Genomic DNA, 14,858 nt, shown 5'->3' on the forward strand with positions numbered 1-14,858 from the left:
GAGAGGGCAGCCCTACCGTCGTTCAGGAATCCCGACAATGAATCGCAAGACTCTGCTTGTTCCTTTCGCCGCCAGCGCGCTGTTGCTGGCGTTCTGCAGCAGCGCCTCGGCCGCCGAGAATGCGGCGCTGAAAAAATGCATGGACAGCGCCAACACCACCGTCGACATGGTCAATTGCAACGTCAAGGAAACCAAGGTCCAGGACGATCGCCTGAACAAAGCCTATAAAACCGCCCTGGCCGCCCAGGAAGGCGACCGCAAGCAGAAGCTGCAGGACGTGCAGCGCCTGTGGCTCAAATACCGTGACGCCAATTGCGCCTTCGCAGGCAGTGCCACGGGCGGCACCATCGACCAGGTCAACGGCTCCGGCTGCGTGCTGGACATGACCCAGACCCGCGCCCAGGAACTCGAAGACCTGGTCGGGCCGTGATCAGTTACTCATGATGAACGCGCGCACGCTTTAACAGCTTCTTGCAGCGCTCGGACAAATGCAGCACCCGCAGATGTTTGCCGGCCTTGCTGTAGCGCTCTCGCAAGGTCATCAGCGCGGCAATCGCCGAATAGTCAACAAAGCTCAGGTGACGGCAATCCAGCGTTACCTGAGCCGGGTCGTTGGCCGGGTCGAACTGGTTCAGAAACGGCGTGGTCGAGGCAAAGAACAACGTGCCATGCAGCCGGTACAGCTTGCTGCCGTCGGCCTCCAGATGTTCATCGGCATACAGCTCGCGCGCCTGTTGCCAGGCGAAGTTCAGCGCCGCAATCACAATGCCGCACAGCACGGCCGTGGCCAGGTCGGTAAACACAGTAATCACCGTCACCGCCAGAATCACCAGCACATCATTGGCCGGCACTTTGTTGATCACCCGCAACGACGCCCAGGCGAAGGTCTGCTGCGACACCACAAACATCACGCCCACCAGCGCCGCCAGCGGAATCCGCTCGATCAGCGGCGACAGAAACAAAATGAACAACAGGATCATCACCCCGGCAAACACTCCGGAGAAACGCCCGCGCCCGCCAGAGCTCAAGTTGATCACGGTTTGCCCGATCATCGCGCAACCGCCCATGCCGCCGAACAAGCCCGAGACCATATTCGCCGCGCCCAGGGCCACGCTTTCGCGGTCTGGGTAGCCCCGGGTTTCGGTGATTTCGTCGGTGAGGTTCAAGGTCAGCAGGGTTTCCAGCAGGCCGACCATCGCCATCAGGAACGCATAGGGCGCGATGATGCCGAGGGTTTCTAGGGTCCAGGGAATTTGCGGCAGCGCAAAGGTCGGCAGGCCACCGGCGATGTGCGCCATGTCGCCCAATGTGCGGGTGGGCAGGCCGAGCAGGTACACCGCCAACCCGACGCCGAGGATCGCCACCAGCGCGGGCGGCACGGCGCGCGTCAGGCGCGGCAGCAAATAGACAATCGCCATGGTCACCGCCACCAGGCCGATCATTACGTATAACGGCGTGCCGCTGAGCCAGCTTTCGCCACTTTTGAAATGTTCCAGTTGCGCTAAAGCGATGATGATCGCCAGGCCGTTGACGAAACCGAGCATCACCGGGTGCGGCACCATGCGCACCAGCTTGCCCAGGCGCAACACGCCGAACGCGACCATGATCAGCCCGCCCAGCAACACCGTGGCCAACAAGTACTCCACGCCGTGTTGCACCACCAGCGCGACGATCACCACCGCCATGGAACCGGCGGCCCCCGAGACCATGCCGGGCCGGCCACCGAATAACGCGGTGAGGGTGCAAATGATAAAGGCGCCGTAGAGCCCCATCAGCGGGTTGAGGTGGGCGACCAGGGCAAAGGCGATGCATTCGGGCAGCAGCGCAAAGGACGTGGTGAGGCCGGCCAGGGCATCGGCGCGCAGACGAGTGAGGTTCATGAGGTACCAGGGCGTTGCGGGGAATAAGGCGGGGAATGGTACGGAATTGCAGGGAGTGGGGCCAGTAAAGCGTAACAACAAATGACCGAGGCGCCTTCATCGCAGGCAAGCCAGCTCCCACATTGACCGAGTCATTCAAGCAACACTCGGTCAATGTGGGAGCCGGGCTTGCCCGCGAAGGCAGCACCGCGGTGCTAAGCGAACATCACACCATTTCGTTGCGAATCCACTCAACCACCGACGTACGCTTCGGCGCCCAGCCCAGCAGTTCACGGGCATGCTTGCCCCGCACGCGGCTGTTAGAGCCCAGGCCATAGTTGGCCATTTCATAGCCCCACTCGGCTTCAGCCTCCGCCAACGGCCAATCCTGCGGCTTGCCCAGCTTCAACGCTTCGGCAATAGCAGTGGTCATGTCGACAAACGCCGCTTCACCGCTTTCCACAAAGTAGAAGGTGCCCGGCACATTCTTCTCAAGCGCCAGCAGGTACAGCGCTACCACGTCTTCGATGTGCACGTTGGACCAGATGTTCTGCCCAGTGCCCACATGGCGCACCACGCCACTTTTGCGCGCCTGCTTGAGCAGCCGTGGCAATTGCACGCTGTCACGCTTCACGCCCAGGCTGTGGCCATAAATCAGGGTGTTGCAGATCACCGCCGAATTCACGCCGTCTTTGGCCGCCGCCAGAATCAGGTTATCGATGGCCACGCGCGCAGCCTTGTCGACGGTCGGCTCCGGCAGGTTGTCTTCAAAGTAGATGACATCGCTGGCCTTACCGCCCGACGCATCGCCAACGATGCTCGAACCGCTGGTGTGCAGGAAGGGCTTGTTCGAGCCCTTCAAGGCAGCCAGCAAGGTTTCCACGGCAGCGCGATGGTCGCTGCTGGCGGCGTTGATAACTGCATCGGCCTTCGAAGCCTGCTCGGTCAACACGGCCGAGTCATCCAGGGTGCCGATCACGGGGGTGATGCCCAGGGCGGTCATTTCAGCGGCTTGCTCGGCGCTGCGCACCAGGCCGGTAACGGTGTGGCCAGCCTTGACCAGACCGGTGGCGATGGAGCCGCCGATAAAACCTGCTGCGCCGGTAACGAATACATTCATGGAGTGTGCTCCTGACGGGGTAAGTGATGGGTCCAGTATCGAGGACTCATCCCTGTCGAATAAGACCGTATTGCCCAATTCAATCTTGCGCACAGGTCACGAATCAGCAGGCATACCGCGCCAGCTTGGTCTGAATGAAGTCCAGGAAGCACTGGATGCGCAACGCCAATTGCGAGTTGCGATAGAACACTGCGTGGATCGGCTGGCGATAACCACTGTTAAACGCCTCCAGCACCGGCACCAGCCGCCCGGCATTGATGTCTTCGACCGTCATGAAGTTCGACAAGCAGCAAATGCCCTGCCCTTCCAGCGCCAACTGGCGCAGGGTTTCGCCACTGGAGGCAGCGATGCTCGGCTGGATCAGCCAACGGTCGCCTTCCACATGGCGCAACGGCCAATGGTTAAGGGTTTCGGTCTGGGTGAAGCCCAGCAACGTATGGTCCGCCAACTCGGCCACCGTGGTCGGCGTGCCGTGTTGCTTGAGGTAGTCGGGGCTGGCGAGGATATGCAGCGGCGTGCAGCCAAGGGAACGGGCATGCAACGTGGAGTCGGCCAGGGCGCCGATACGGATGGCAATGTCGGTGCTCTGTTCCAGCAGGTCGATGATCAAGTCATCGCTGTTCAGCTCCAGCTGGATGTCCGGGTAGAGGCTGCGAAACTCGGCGATGTACGGCACGATCCCGTGCAGCATGAAGGGCACGGCGGCGTTGATGCGCAGCCGCCCGGCCGGGTTTTTCTGGCGCGACGACAGGCGCTCTTCCAGATCATCCATCTGCGCCAGGATCACCTTGGCCTGCTCGAAGAAGTACTTGCCCTCTTCGGTCAGGTCCATGCGCCGCGTGGTGCGGTTGATCAGCGTGGTGTCGAGCTTGGCTTCCAGGCGCGACAAGGTGCGGCTGACCGCCGACGGCGTCTGCCCGACCTGCTCCGCCGCGGCGGAAATCGAACCGCACTCAATCACGCTGACGAAGATCTGTAACTCATCGGATCGGGCTTTCACAGGCTGTCCTTTTTGATCGGTGGGTAGCAGCTTACACCGACAGGTTAAACACCTGCGCCAGATGCTGCTCATAGCGCGCCACGTCAGCCTCGATGGCCGGGCGTTTCATCACGTCCACGCACAGGAAGGTCGGCAGGCCGGTCATGCCGAGGAACTCGTTGGCCTTGTGGAACGGGAAGTACACCGCGTCCACGCCCTTGGCTTCGAAGAAATCGGTCGGGTCGTCGAAGGCTTGCTGCGGCGCGTTCCAGGTCAGCGACAACATGTACTGCTTGCCCTGGATCAGGCCGCCGCTGCCGTACTTTTGCGACGCGTCGGAACGGGTCCGACCATCGCTGGCATACAGGCTGCCGTGGCCTTCGGTGAAGACTTCATCGATGTACTTCTTGACGATCCATGGCGCGCCCATCCACCAGCCGGGCATCTGGTAAATGATCACATCGGCCCAGAGGAATTTGGCGACCTCTTCGGCCACGTCGTAGCCTTCATCGATGTGGGTGACTTTGACGTCTATACCGCCACGGTCCAGCACCGCCACGGCGGCTTCATGCAGGGTGGCGTTATAGCGGCCGTCGGAATGGGCGAATTTCTTGCCGCCGTTGAGCAGGAGTACTTTTTTCATGGGAAGGAATCCAGAGGGCTAAAAATATCTGCCGGCAGGCTATCGACATTCAACCCTTGGAATAAGCAGCAGTGCGGCAAAATACATTTGACCCAAACGCACGAATAACGCCGCACTCTTGATTTAACCACTGATCAGCAAATGGCCGCCCAACAGCGCCATGCCGATAAAAAATACCCGTTTGAACAGCACCGCACTGATGCGCTGACGCAGTGCCTGGCCCAGCCACATGCCCAACAACGCAGGCACCAAGGCCAGTAGGGAGGCATTGATTTCGCCGCCGCCGAGGGTGCCACGCCACGCCAGCCCCGCCGCCAGCGCCAAGGTGGAAACGGTGAACGACAGCCCCAGCGCCTGCACCAACTGATCACGGTTCAAGCCCAAGGCTTGCAGATACGGCACGGCGGGAATCACGAACACGCCGGTGGCCGAGGTGATGATGCCGGTGACCAGCCCGCACACCGGCCCCAGCCAGCGCTCGGTGTGAGGCTGCACCGTGAACGTGGGCAGAAACAACCCACTCAACGCATACACCAGCAGCGCGCCGCCCAACGCGCGAACGACCCAATGGCCGCCGTCCATGCCCAGCCACAGCGTGCCGAGCCCGGTGCCGAGGAAAATCAGCACCAGCATCGGCCACAGGCGTTTGAGCAACGCGCTCAAGTGGCCGCCGAATGCCAGTTGCCAGAGGTTGGTCACCGTTGAGGGAATGATCAGCAATGCCGCAGCCTGCGCCGGAAGCATAGCCAGGCCGAGCATGCCCATGGCCACGGTGGGTAGGCCCAGGCCAATCACGCCTTTGACGGTGCCGGCCAGCAGGAAGGTGCCGATAACCAATAGGGTCAGGACCGCGCCGAGGTTTTGGTAGAACGCCAGGAAGGTAGTCATGGGGGGATTGTGCGACGTTAAGGCGGTTATGAAAATTCGCCATATACTGAGGCAGCCTCTTGTTTTGCGTGAGGCTAAGATCGCTATCGCAGGCAAGCCAGCTCCCACATTTGAACTGTGTTCACAAATCTAAATGTGGGAGCTGGCTTGCCTGCGATGAGGCCCGTCCAGTCACCCGAGAACCCCGGCCATGCACTTTGACCTGATCGACCTGCGCCTCTACCTGCACATCCTCGACACCGGCAACATCACCGCCGGCGCGGCGCGCAGCCATTTATCCCTGGCCGCCGCCAGTGCGCGCATCCGTGCGATGGAAGCGTCATTGGGCATCGAATTTCTTGAGCGCGGCCGCCGGGGCGTCACACCCACACCCGCGGGCAAAGCCCTGGCCCGCCACGCGCGCTTGCTGCTGCAACAAGCCGAACACCTGCAACAAGACCTCGCCGAATACGCCAGTGGCGTCAAAGGCCAGGTGCGCCTGCTGTGCAACACCACCGCCCTGAGTGAATACCTGCCGGAATTGCTTGCCGATTTTCTGCGCGAACACCCCAACCTCGATATCGACCTGCAAGAACTGCCGAGCCTGCGCATCACACAGGCCTTGCGCCAGGGCACCGCGGACCTGGGCATCATTTCCGACGCAGTGGACACCCACGGCCTGCAAACCCTGCCGTTTCGCGACGACCCGCTCGTACTGATCATGCCCCTCGACCATCCGCTGACGACCGCGAGTTTCATCGACAGCCTGCAATACGACTACGTCGGCCTGGCCGCCAACAGCGCATTGGCGGTGTATTTGGAGGAACAGGCGCTGCACGCGGGCTTTCGCCTGCAAACCCGCATCCGCGCCGATGGTTTTGATGGGTTGATTCGCATGGTCGCGGGCGGCGCCGGCCTGGGCATCGTGCCCCAAGCGACACTGGAGCGCTGGCCGCTGCAGCGCCGCTTCAAAGCCCAACCGCTGCAAGAAGAGTGGGCCCGCCGCACGCTGCTGTTGTGCGCGCGCTCCTTCGAACAATTGCCCGGTTACGCCAAGGCTTTGTTCGACGCCCTCGCCCTGCCCTTGCGGAAAAACCCGTAATACACCGCCGACAGAATCATCAGGAACGGCACGCCAAACACCAGCGTCATCTTGAACGCCTCGGTGAAATACGTGGTGATCATCACCGCGCCCATCAACACCAGGCCCAGCAGCGTGCTGTAAGGGAACAGGCGCAGTTGGAACGACAACTTCGCCCCGCCATGACGCTTGCGATAACGGCGGAAGAACAGGTGCGTGAGGAAGATCATGAACCAGGTGAAGATCGCGCCAAACATTGAGATCGCCATCATCAGCGTAAACGAGCTTTCCGGGTACACCACGTTCAGCAAGGTCGCCAGGGCAATGCCCGAGCTGGACAGCAGCAACGCATTCAGCGGAATCCCGCTCTTGCTCAACGCGCCCATCGACTTGGGCGCAAAGCCTGCGCGCGAGAGGCTGAACATCATGCGTGTGGTGATGTAGAGCTGGCTGTTCATCGCCGACAGCGCCGCAATCAGAATCACAAAATTCATTACCCCGGTGGCGCCGGGAATGCCGATGGTCTGCATCACCGTGACGAACGGGCTCTGGGTCTGACCGGCCTGGTTCCACGGCACGATGGCCAGCATCAGCGCCAGGGTCAGCAGGTAAAACACCACCAGCCGCACGATGGTCGCGCGAAAGGCTTTCTTCACTGCCTGTTCCGGGTCGGCGGCTTCACCGGCGGCCACCGCGATCATCTCCACGCTCAAGTAACTGAAGATCGACACGATCACCGCGATCCACATGCCGCTCAAGCCATGCGGGAAAAAGCCGTCGTGGGCGGTGTAGTTCTGCACGCCGTACGCCGGGTTGCCGGAGCCGAACACCACGTACACCGCAAGGATGATGAAGCCGACGATGGCGCTGATCTTGATCGTGGAGAACCAGTATTCGAAATTGCCGAAGGTCTTCACGCTGATCGCATTGAGCAGGATCAGCACGCTGGAAAACGACACGATCCACACCCATTCCGGCACGTTGGCAAACCAGTACTTCATGTACATCGCCACCGCCGTGACCTCGGCGCCCACCGCCAGCACAATCGCGGCCCAGTAGGCGTAACGCACCAGAAACCCGGCCAGCGGGCTGATGTAGAACTCGGCGTACGCGCCGAATGAGCCCGAGGTGGAATGCGCCACCGTCATCTCCGCCAGGCAGCCCATCAACAGCAAGGTGATCAGCGCGCCGATGGCGTAGCTCACCAGCACGCTGGGCCCGGCATAGCCGATGGCATAGGCGCTGCCCATGAACAGCCCGGTGCCGATGGCGCCACCGATGGCGATCATACTCATCTGGCCGGAAGTGAGCTGGCGCCGCAGGCCCAGTTCGCGGTGAGTGATCTCTGCAAAACCGTTGTCGGGTGTGGTCACGTGGTGTGCCCCTTTATTATTGTGATTTGTTACTGCCGGTGCCGAACCCTGTGGGAGCTGGCTTGCCTGCGATAGCGGTGGTGAATTCACTGACGCTATCGCAGGCAAGCCAGCTCCCACATTTTTAATCCGCGTTGAATCAGGTGACGCTGTTGCGGACCTTGAACTGCGGCTGGTCCCAGGTGCCGTTGTCGAGGATGTCGCCGAGGATCTCCACGGCATCCCACACCTCGGTAAAGCTCGTGTACAACGGCGTAAAACCAAACCGCATGATGCGCGGCTCGCGGTAATCACCAATCACGCCCCGAGCGATCAGCGCCTGGATCACCGCGTAACCTTCGGGGTGCTCGAAGCTCACATGGCTGCCGCGCCTGGCGTGCTCGCGCGGGGTAATCAGCACCAGGCCATGGGCGGCGCAGCGGGCTTCGACCAGCGCGATAAACAGGTCAGTCAACGCCAGGGATTTAGTCCGCAGGCTGGCCATGTCGGTCTGGGCAAAAATCTCCAGGCCGCATTCGACCATGGCCAGCGAAGTGATCGGCTGCGTGCCGCACAGGTAGCGCGCAATGCCCGCGCTCGGCGCGTATTGAGCTTCCATCGCGAACTGCCGGGTATGCCCGAACCAACCCGACAAGGGCTGGCGCACCACGTCCACCAGCAGCGGATTGACCCACACAAACGCCTGGGAACCCGGCCCGCCATTGAGGTATTTGTAAGTACAGCCAATCGCGTAATCGGCCCGCGCCGTGTGCAAGTCGATGGGCACCGCGCCCGCCGAATGCGCCAGGTCCCAGAGGCTCAGCGCGCCACATTCGTGGCTCAAGGCGGTGAGCGCCTGCATGTCGTACATGTAGCCGGTTTTATAGTTGACGTGGGTGAGCATCACCACCGCCACGTCCTGGTCGATAGCCTGCGGCAGTTCATCGGGGCTGTTCACCAGTCGCAATGAATAACCCTGCTGCAGCAACTCGGCCAGGCCTTCGGCGATGTACAGGTCGGTGGGGAAGTTGCTCGCCTCGCTGACGATCACCTTACGGCTCGGCTGGCGCTGGCGCTGCACGCTCAACGCGGCGCTGAGTACCTTGAACAGGTTGATGGAGGTGGTATCGGTGATCACCACTTCGCCGTCGCGCGCGCCGATCAAGGGCGCCAGGCGATTGCCCAGGCGCTGGGACAGATCTGCCCAGCCGGCGCTGTTCCAGCTGCGAATCAAGCCATTGCCCCACTCTTGGGCGATCACCTGCTGCGCCCGCGCCAACGCCGCCACCGGGCGGGCGCCGAGGGAGTTGCCGTCGAGGTAGATCACGCCCTCAGGCAAGGCGAACTGACGACGCAGTGGCGCCAGCGGGTCCTGAGCGTCGAGGGCTTGGCAGTGGCTTCGGGTGGTCATGGGCTGTCCTGATTTTTATAAGTGAAGATGGAGCAAATAATGAACGAAGCTTTAGAGAATTTTCGTGCAAAGTGGTGGGTAACAGGCTAATTAAGCTGTAGGAAATTCGAATTTAACCCCAAAACACGCGGATTTATTCTAAGCATGATTCTCGACGCCACCGACCTGCGCCTCCTGCATTTTCTGCAACAGGATGGCCGCATCAGCAACCAGGAACTGGCCGAAAAAGTCGCCCTGTCGCCCTCCGCCTGCCTGCGCCGTTTGCGCCTGCTCGAGAGCGAGGGAATCATCAGCGGCTACCGCGCGGTGCTGAATGCCGAACAGTTGGGAATCGAGCTGGAAGCCATCGTGCACCTGTCCTTGCGCCAGGACGTGGAGGATTGGCACGAGACGTTTATCAAAAAGGTGCAAGGCTGGCCGGAGGTGGCCAGCGCGTACGTGATTACCGGCGCGAGCAACTATGTGTTGCGGGTGCAGGCGCGGAATTTGAAGCACTTTTCGGACTTTATCGTGAACCACCTGAACCGCACGGCGGGGGTGATGGATATTCGCTCGGAGATTGTGTTGCAGAAGATCAAGGATCGGGATGAGGTGTTGGACTTGGTCCTGCGCAAATAGCAGCAACACCTCAATTCAAATGTGGGAGCTGGCTTGCCTGCGATGCAGACACCTCGGTGCATCAGATACACCGAGTTGATGCCATCGCAGGCAAGCCAGCTCCCACATTTTTATGCGTGTTCAGTCTTCCAAGGCGCGCACGCGTTGCATGCGTTTTTGCTCTACCGGCGCATCAGCCCGTTGCAGCTCAAAGTCAAAATCAATCTGCGCAAAGCGCCCTTCCACGCCAAACTCCCGCGCCAGTTGCTGATCGTCACTGAAGCGAATTTCCGCAATCAACTCATCCCGTGTCGCATAGGCAAAGTCATCGTGCAGGTACGGGTCGTCCGACAGGTTGATCTGGGTGGTCAAATGCCGATGCCCCGGCGCCGAGATAAAGAAGTGAATATGCGCCGGCCGCTGCCCATGGCGGCCCAGTTGGTCGAGCAGCTGTTGAGTCGGCCCGGTCGGCGGGCAGCCGTAGCCGGATGGCACGATGCTGCGAAAGCGGTAGTTGCCCTGGGCATCGGTCTCGATGCGCCGGCGCAGGTTGAACTCCGACTGCGTCGGGTCAAACCATGAATAGGTGCCACCGGTATTGGCCTGCCACACATCCACAATTGCACCCGCCAATGGCTTGCCATCGGTGTCGCGCACTTGCCCGCGCATAAACAGCGGCACCGCGTCGTCCTTGCCATCATCCAGTCGCGCTTCGTATTGGCTCAGCGGCGCCCCGGCCACATACAGCGGGCCTTCGATGGTGCGCGGCGTGCCGCCGGATTTGCCGGCTTCTTCGTCGGCGGCGTCCATCAGCAGATCCAGGTAATGCTCCAGGCCCAAGCCGGCAGCGAGTAAGCCGGCCTCCTGATGTTTGCCCAGCTCATTGAGGTAATTGACCGCCTTCCAGAACTCTTGCGGGGTCACTTCCAGGTCTTCGATGATGTTCACCGTGTCGCGCAGGATCCGGTAGATCAGCGCTTTGGCGCGCGGGTTGCCAGCGTCATTATGATTGCCGCTGGCTTCTTCGAGAAACGCTTGGGCGTGGGCAGTCTGGGAAAGTCGGATGGACATGGTGCAATCCTCATCTTGTCATTATTGGGTGCAAAACAGGCTCAGCGGTCGTCCTCACGGATCGACGAAGGGTGGCGGCACAAGGCATTCACTTCGATGGCCATGTAAGGGAAAAGCGGCAGCTGCATCAGCAGGTCGTGCAGGTCTTGCACGCTGTCGACGTCGAACACGCTGTAGTTGGCGTAATGCCCGGCGATGCGCCACAGATGGCGCCATTTGCCCTCCTGCTGCAGGCGCTGCGCCAGGGCTTTTTCTTCGGCTTTCAGGCCAGCCGCGCGCTCAGGGTTCATGTCCAGCGGCAGGTTCACGGTCATTTTTACGTGGAACAACATGGCGGGCGCCTCTTAGTGGTTGTCACGGCGGAAGAACGCCAGACGCTCTTCATCGATAGCCAGGCCAAGGCCCGGCGCGGTGGAGACATGCAGCGCAAAATCGCGGTACACCGGCGGCTCGGTGAGGATGTCTTCGGTGAGCAGCAACGGGCCAAACAGTTCGGTGTCCCACGCCAGCTTGTTCAAGGTCAGGAAGGCATGCGCCGAGGCCAGGGTGCCGATGCTGCCTTCGAGCATGGTGCCGCCGTACAGGCCGATACCGGCCGCTTCGGCGATGGCGGCGGTGCGCAACACGGCGCGCGGGCCGCCGTTCTTGGCGATCTTCAGCGCGAACACCGAGGCTGCGCCTTCGCGGGCCAGGTTGAAGGCATCCTCCACGCACTCGATGGACTCGTCGGCCATGATCGGCGCCGGGCTCGATAGATTCAGCCGAGCCATGCCGCTGCGGTTGTTGCGCGAAATCGGTTGTTCGATCAGGTCGATGCCGTTGTCGCCGAGCACCTTGCACGCACGCAGGGCCACGGCTTCGTCCCACGCCTGGTTAACGTCAACGCGCACACTGGCGCGCTCGCCCAGGGCTTTTTTGATCGCGATCACGTGGGCCAGGTCGCGGCCAACCTCACCGGCGCCGATCTTCAATTTGAAGATGCGGTGACGGCGCAGGTCGAGCATCTTTTCCGCTTCGGCAATGTCCTGCGCAGTGTTGCCGCTGGCCAGGGTCCAGGCCACCGGCAAGGCATCCCGCACCCGCCCACCGAGCAGCTCGCTGACGGGCAAGTCAAGCCGTTTGCCCAGCGCATCGAGCAACGCGCTTTCGATGCCGGACTTGGCAAAGGTGTTGCCACGAATGCTGCGCTCCAGGCGCAACATGGCCGCGTTGATGTTGCTCGCGTCCTGGCCAATCAACAGCGGCGCGAAGTGGCGGTCGATGTTGACCTTGATGCTGTCAGGGCTTTCGTTGCCGTAGCTCAGACCGCCGATGGTGGTGGCCTCACCGATGCCCTCGATGCCGTCGGCGCAGCGCAGGCGGATGATCACCAACGTCTGGTTTTGCATCGTGTGCATTGCCAGCTTGTGCGGGCGGATGGTGGGGAGGTCGACGATGACCGTTTCAATCGACTCGATGGCGCAAATCGGCATGGCTATACCCGTGGGGTTCTTTATAGGTTTGAGCCGATTCTGTGCCGTATTTTTTGTGGCTTCCAATATAGAATGGGTCTCGCACAATACCCTCAAGGTATGAAAGGAGCCGCCATGGAACTGCGTCATCTGCGCTATTTCCAGGTGCTGGGTGAAACGCTGAACTTCACCCGCGCCGCCGAACGCCTGCACATCGCCCAGCCGCCGTTGAGTCGGCAGATCCAGCAATTGGAAGACGAACTGGGGGTGATTCTGCTTGAACGTGGCCGACCGCTGCGGCTGACCGCAGCCGGGCGGTTTTTCTATGAACACGCCAATGTGCTGCTCGAGCAACTGGGCAAGGTTTGCGACACCACGCGCCGCATTGGCCAGGGCGAAAAGACCTGGCTGGGCATCGGCTTTGCGCCGTCGACCTTGTACGGCGTGCTGCCGGAGTTGATTCGGCGGCTGCGCAACGATGCGGTGCTGGAGCTGGAATTGGGCTTGTCGGAGATGACCACTTTGCAGCAGGTCGAAGCGCTGAAAGCCGGCCGTATTGACGTGGGCTTCGGGCGCATTCGCATCGACGACCCGGCCATCGTCCAGCGTGTGCTGGTGGAGGATCGACTGGTCGCCGTACTGCCCGCCGGCCACCCGCTGCTGGGTGCGCCCGCGACCCTCGCCCAATTGGCCGCCGAACCGTTTGTGCTCTACCCCGGCAACCCGCGCCCCAGCTATGCCGACCATGTGATTGCGCTGTTCGATGCCCACGGCCTAAGCCTCAAGGTGGCGCAGTGGACCAACGAGTTGCAAACCGCCATCGGCCTGGTCGGCGCCGGCATGGGCGTGACGCTGGTGCCGGCGTCGGTGCAAGTGCTGCACCGCGCGGATATCGGCTACACGCCGATTGTGGAAAGCACCGCGACCTCGCCGATCATTCTCAGCCAACGGGTGAATGATCAGTCGCCGGGGCTCAGTCATTGTTTGCAGTTGGTGGAAGAGTTGATCTGAGATCTCCCGCGCACCACAAATCCCCTGTGGGAGCTGGCTTGCCTGCGATGGCGGTGGAACATTCACCACCGCTATCGCAGGCAAGCCAGCTCCCACAGTTTGATCTTCATTGTTTTCAAAGGCTGCGCAGGCGCTTGCGTTGCAGGGTTTGGCTGGGGGATTCGTCGAAGAGCTTGCGGTACTCCGCAGAGAACCGTCCCAAATGGGTAAAGCCCCAACCCAGGGCCATTTCGGAAATGGTCCGAGTAGACCCCTGCTCAAGGATTTCCTGACGCACCGCGCCCAACCGGTACTTCTTCAGGTACGCCATGGGCGACAGCGCAAAGTACTTGCGAAACGCATCGAACAGCTTGAACCGCGACACGCCCGCAGCCGCTTCCAGGTCTTCCAGATGCACCGCCTCGCGGGCGTTGTCGTGGATGTACTGCCGCGCACGAATCAGGTAGTGCGGCAGCTTCACGCCCAGCACGTCGCGCAGCTCTTCTGAATAGTTATTCGGCTGGGCGAGGATCAAGCCTTTGATCAACGAGCTTTCCAGGTCACGCGTAAAGGCCGCCTGCTCATACAACTCGCTGCTGCGCTCAAGCTCGGCAATGAAATACCGCGCCATGCGCCACCACGACGCTGAAGCCCCCTCCACCGCGTCCATCACCGACTCAAAGCGCAGCGGTGCCTCAATCGGCCGTTGCAGCAAGCCTTCCAGGGATTCACTCATCGCCGCGCGGGTGATCACCACCTGCAACTTGCGGCAATCACCGGAGATCGCCAGCACCTGATGCTCGTTGGGCGAGAGGATCACGCCCTGGTCGCGATTGGAACTCAGCCGCTCGCCGTTCTTGCTCAATTCCTGCTCGCCCACCAACGGCAGGCTCAGGCTGTAGCTGCTGAAGTGCTCGGCGTCTTCGATGCCGATGGTCACGTCCGTGCCGTACTCGATCACGCCCAAGGTGGTAGCGCGGGACTTGAACACATTGGCGCTGTGGTGAAAGCGCAGGCGCTCCGGCGTCGACGTCGCCAGGCGGTGTGGCCCACAAATGCCGGACATCCAGCTGCGGGCGCCTTCCAGGTCGAAGCGTTGAATATGGATTTCGCGTGTATGGCTACTCATCAGGGTGCACCCACGGCGGTTAGGCGGTTGCGCGCTCTGGCGGCGCGTCGTTGACAATCGACAGCAAGTTCTACGCCACGCGCGCCGTAATGCAACGGGGTGGATAGCAACGGTCGACTATGTGGATAAGCCGCAGGTTTTTGCGACGTTCCCTTGGTATGACAGTAGCGCATCGCGTCACCTCGCTGCACCGAACTGGGTATTTGCTGCCCAACGATGCGCGCCCAACTATGCGGCCCATCTCTGCCCATTAAGCGGATAGCCCACACCCTGCCGCGCTGCCTCTAATGAACCACCGATTAGCCCCT

15 protein-coding genes are annotated in these 14,858 nt (G+C 61.3%); 4 read left to right on the plus strand and 11 right to left on the minus strand.

Annotation, left to right across the window (positions count from 1 at the left end):
* Window positions 1-37: 37 nt before the first annotated feature.
* A complete protein-coding gene (locus AB5I78_RS24535) occupies window positions 38-430 on the plus strand; it encodes a lysozyme inhibitor LprI family protein (protein WP_262207053.1) in 393 nt (130 codons plus the stop codon).
* Between the two features lie 4 nt (window positions 431-434).
* On the opposite strand, the gene AB5I78_RS24540 is transcribed toward AB5I78_RS24535, so the two are convergent.
* The 5 genes from AB5I78_RS24540 to AB5I78_RS24560 form a co-directional block, all read right to left on the minus strand.
* Entirely contained in the window at window positions 435-1,880 is a 1,446-nt protein-coding gene (locus tag AB5I78_RS24540) for a SulP family inorganic anion transporter (RefSeq protein ID WP_369302181.1), read from the minus strand.
* Window positions 1,881-2,085: 205 nt separating this feature from the next.
* Window positions 2,086-2,979, minus strand: coding sequence for an NAD-dependent epimerase/dehydratase family protein (locus AB5I78_RS24545; protein WP_242201132.1), 894 nt, complete (start codon window positions 2,977-2,979; stop codon window positions 2,086-2,088).
* 103 nt (window positions 2,980-3,082) lie between these two features.
* Window positions 3,083-3,979, minus strand: coding sequence for a LysR family transcriptional regulator (locus AB5I78_RS24550; RefSeq protein WP_242201134.1), 897 nt, complete (start codon window positions 3,977-3,979; stop codon window positions 3,083-3,085).
* Between the two features lie 31 nt (window positions 3,980-4,010).
* Window positions 4,011-4,601, minus strand: coding sequence for an NAD(P)H-dependent oxidoreductase (locus AB5I78_RS24555; protein ID WP_242201136.1), 591 nt, complete (start codon window positions 4,599-4,601; stop codon window positions 4,011-4,013).
* A 123-nt stretch (window positions 4,602-4,724) separates the two neighbouring features.
* Window positions 4,725-5,489 (minus strand): sulfite exporter TauE/SafE family protein, encoded by a 765-nt coding sequence (locus AB5I78_RS24560; protein ID WP_369302182.1) that lies wholly within the window; start codon window positions 5,487-5,489, stop codon window positions 4,725-4,727.
* Between the two features lie 190 nt (window positions 5,490-5,679).
* On the opposite strand from AB5I78_RS24560, the gene AB5I78_RS24565 reads away from it, so the two are divergent.
* Window positions 5,680-6,570: a LysR substrate-binding domain-containing protein gene (locus AB5I78_RS24565; protein WP_369302183.1), complete on the plus strand. Its 891-nt coding sequence runs from the start codon at window positions 5,680-5,682 to the stop codon at window positions 6,568-6,570.
* Here the strand turns inward: AB5I78_RS24565 and AB5I78_RS24570 are convergent.
* Together AB5I78_RS24570 and kynU are read right to left on the minus strand one after the other, a co-directional pair.
* Window positions 6,516-7,922 carry an amino acid permease gene (locus AB5I78_RS24570; protein ID WP_369302184.1) on the minus strand — a complete coding sequence of 469 codons (1,407 nt, stop codon included), beginning with the start codon at window positions 7,920-7,922 and terminating at the stop codon, window positions 6,516-6,518. The two genes, AB5I78_RS24565 and AB5I78_RS24570, sit on opposite strands and share 55 nt — an antisense overlap.
* A gap of 139 nt (window positions 7,923-8,061) precedes the next feature.
* Window positions 8,062-9,312: a kynureninase gene (gene kynU / locus AB5I78_RS24575; RefSeq protein ID WP_369302185.1), complete on the minus strand. Its 1,251-nt coding sequence runs from the start codon at window positions 9,310-9,312 to the stop codon at window positions 8,062-8,064.
* Between the two features lie 144 nt (window positions 9,313-9,456).
* Here kynU and AB5I78_RS24580 point away from each other — a divergent pair, with 144 nt between their 5' ends.
* Window positions 9,457-9,930 carry an Lrp/AsnC family transcriptional regulator gene (locus AB5I78_RS24580; protein WP_003194103.1) on the plus strand — a complete coding sequence of 158 codons (474 nt, stop codon included), beginning with the start codon at window positions 9,457-9,459 and terminating at the stop codon, window positions 9,928-9,930.
* Window positions 9,931-10,050: 120 nt separating this feature from the next.
* Here AB5I78_RS24580 and catA read toward each other — a convergent pair whose 3' ends face one another.
* Genes catA through AB5I78_RS24595 form a run of 3 tightly spaced genes read right to left on the minus strand, consistent with a single transcriptional unit; the run spans window position 10,051 to window position 12,452 of the window.
* Window positions 10,051-10,980, minus strand: a complete 930-nt coding sequence (gene catA, locus AB5I78_RS24585) for a catechol 1,2-dioxygenase (protein WP_145164362.1) — start codon at window positions 10,978-10,980, stop codon at window positions 10,051-10,053.
* A 41-nt stretch (window positions 10,981-11,021) separates the two neighbouring features.
* Window positions 11,022-11,312 carry a muconolactone Delta-isomerase gene (gene catC / locus AB5I78_RS24590; protein WP_369302186.1) on the minus strand — a complete coding sequence of 97 codons (291 nt, stop codon included), beginning with the start codon at window positions 11,310-11,312 and terminating at the stop codon, window positions 11,022-11,024.
* A gap of 12 nt (window positions 11,313-11,324) precedes the next feature.
* Window positions 11,325-12,452 (minus strand): muconate cycloisomerase family protein, encoded by a 1,128-nt coding sequence (locus AB5I78_RS24595; protein WP_369302187.1) that lies wholly within the window; start codon window positions 12,450-12,452, stop codon window positions 11,325-11,327.
* A gap of 114 nt (window positions 12,453-12,566) precedes the next feature.
* Here AB5I78_RS24595 and AB5I78_RS24600 point away from each other — a divergent pair, with 114 nt between their 5' ends.
* Window positions 12,567-13,442 carry a LysR family transcriptional regulator gene (locus AB5I78_RS24600; protein WP_242201149.1) on the plus strand — a complete coding sequence of 292 codons (876 nt, stop codon included), beginning with the start codon at window positions 12,567-12,569 and terminating at the stop codon, window positions 13,440-13,442.
* Between the two features lie 115 nt (window positions 13,443-13,557).
* Here the strand turns inward: AB5I78_RS24600 and AB5I78_RS24605 are convergent, their stop codons facing one another.
* Complete coding sequence (locus tag AB5I78_RS24605) at window positions 13,558-14,550, minus strand: helix-turn-helix domain-containing protein (RefSeq protein ID WP_145164368.1); 993 nt, start codon at window positions 14,548-14,550, stop codon at window positions 13,558-13,560.
* Window positions 14,551-14,858 lie beyond the last annotated feature (308 nt).

Origin of the sequence: Pseudomonas sp. N2-3-1-14 (genome assembly GCF_041228395.1) — a bacterium.
Taxonomy (GTDB): domain Bacteria; phylum Pseudomonadota; class Gammaproteobacteria; order Pseudomonadales; family Pseudomonadaceae; genus Aquipseudomonas.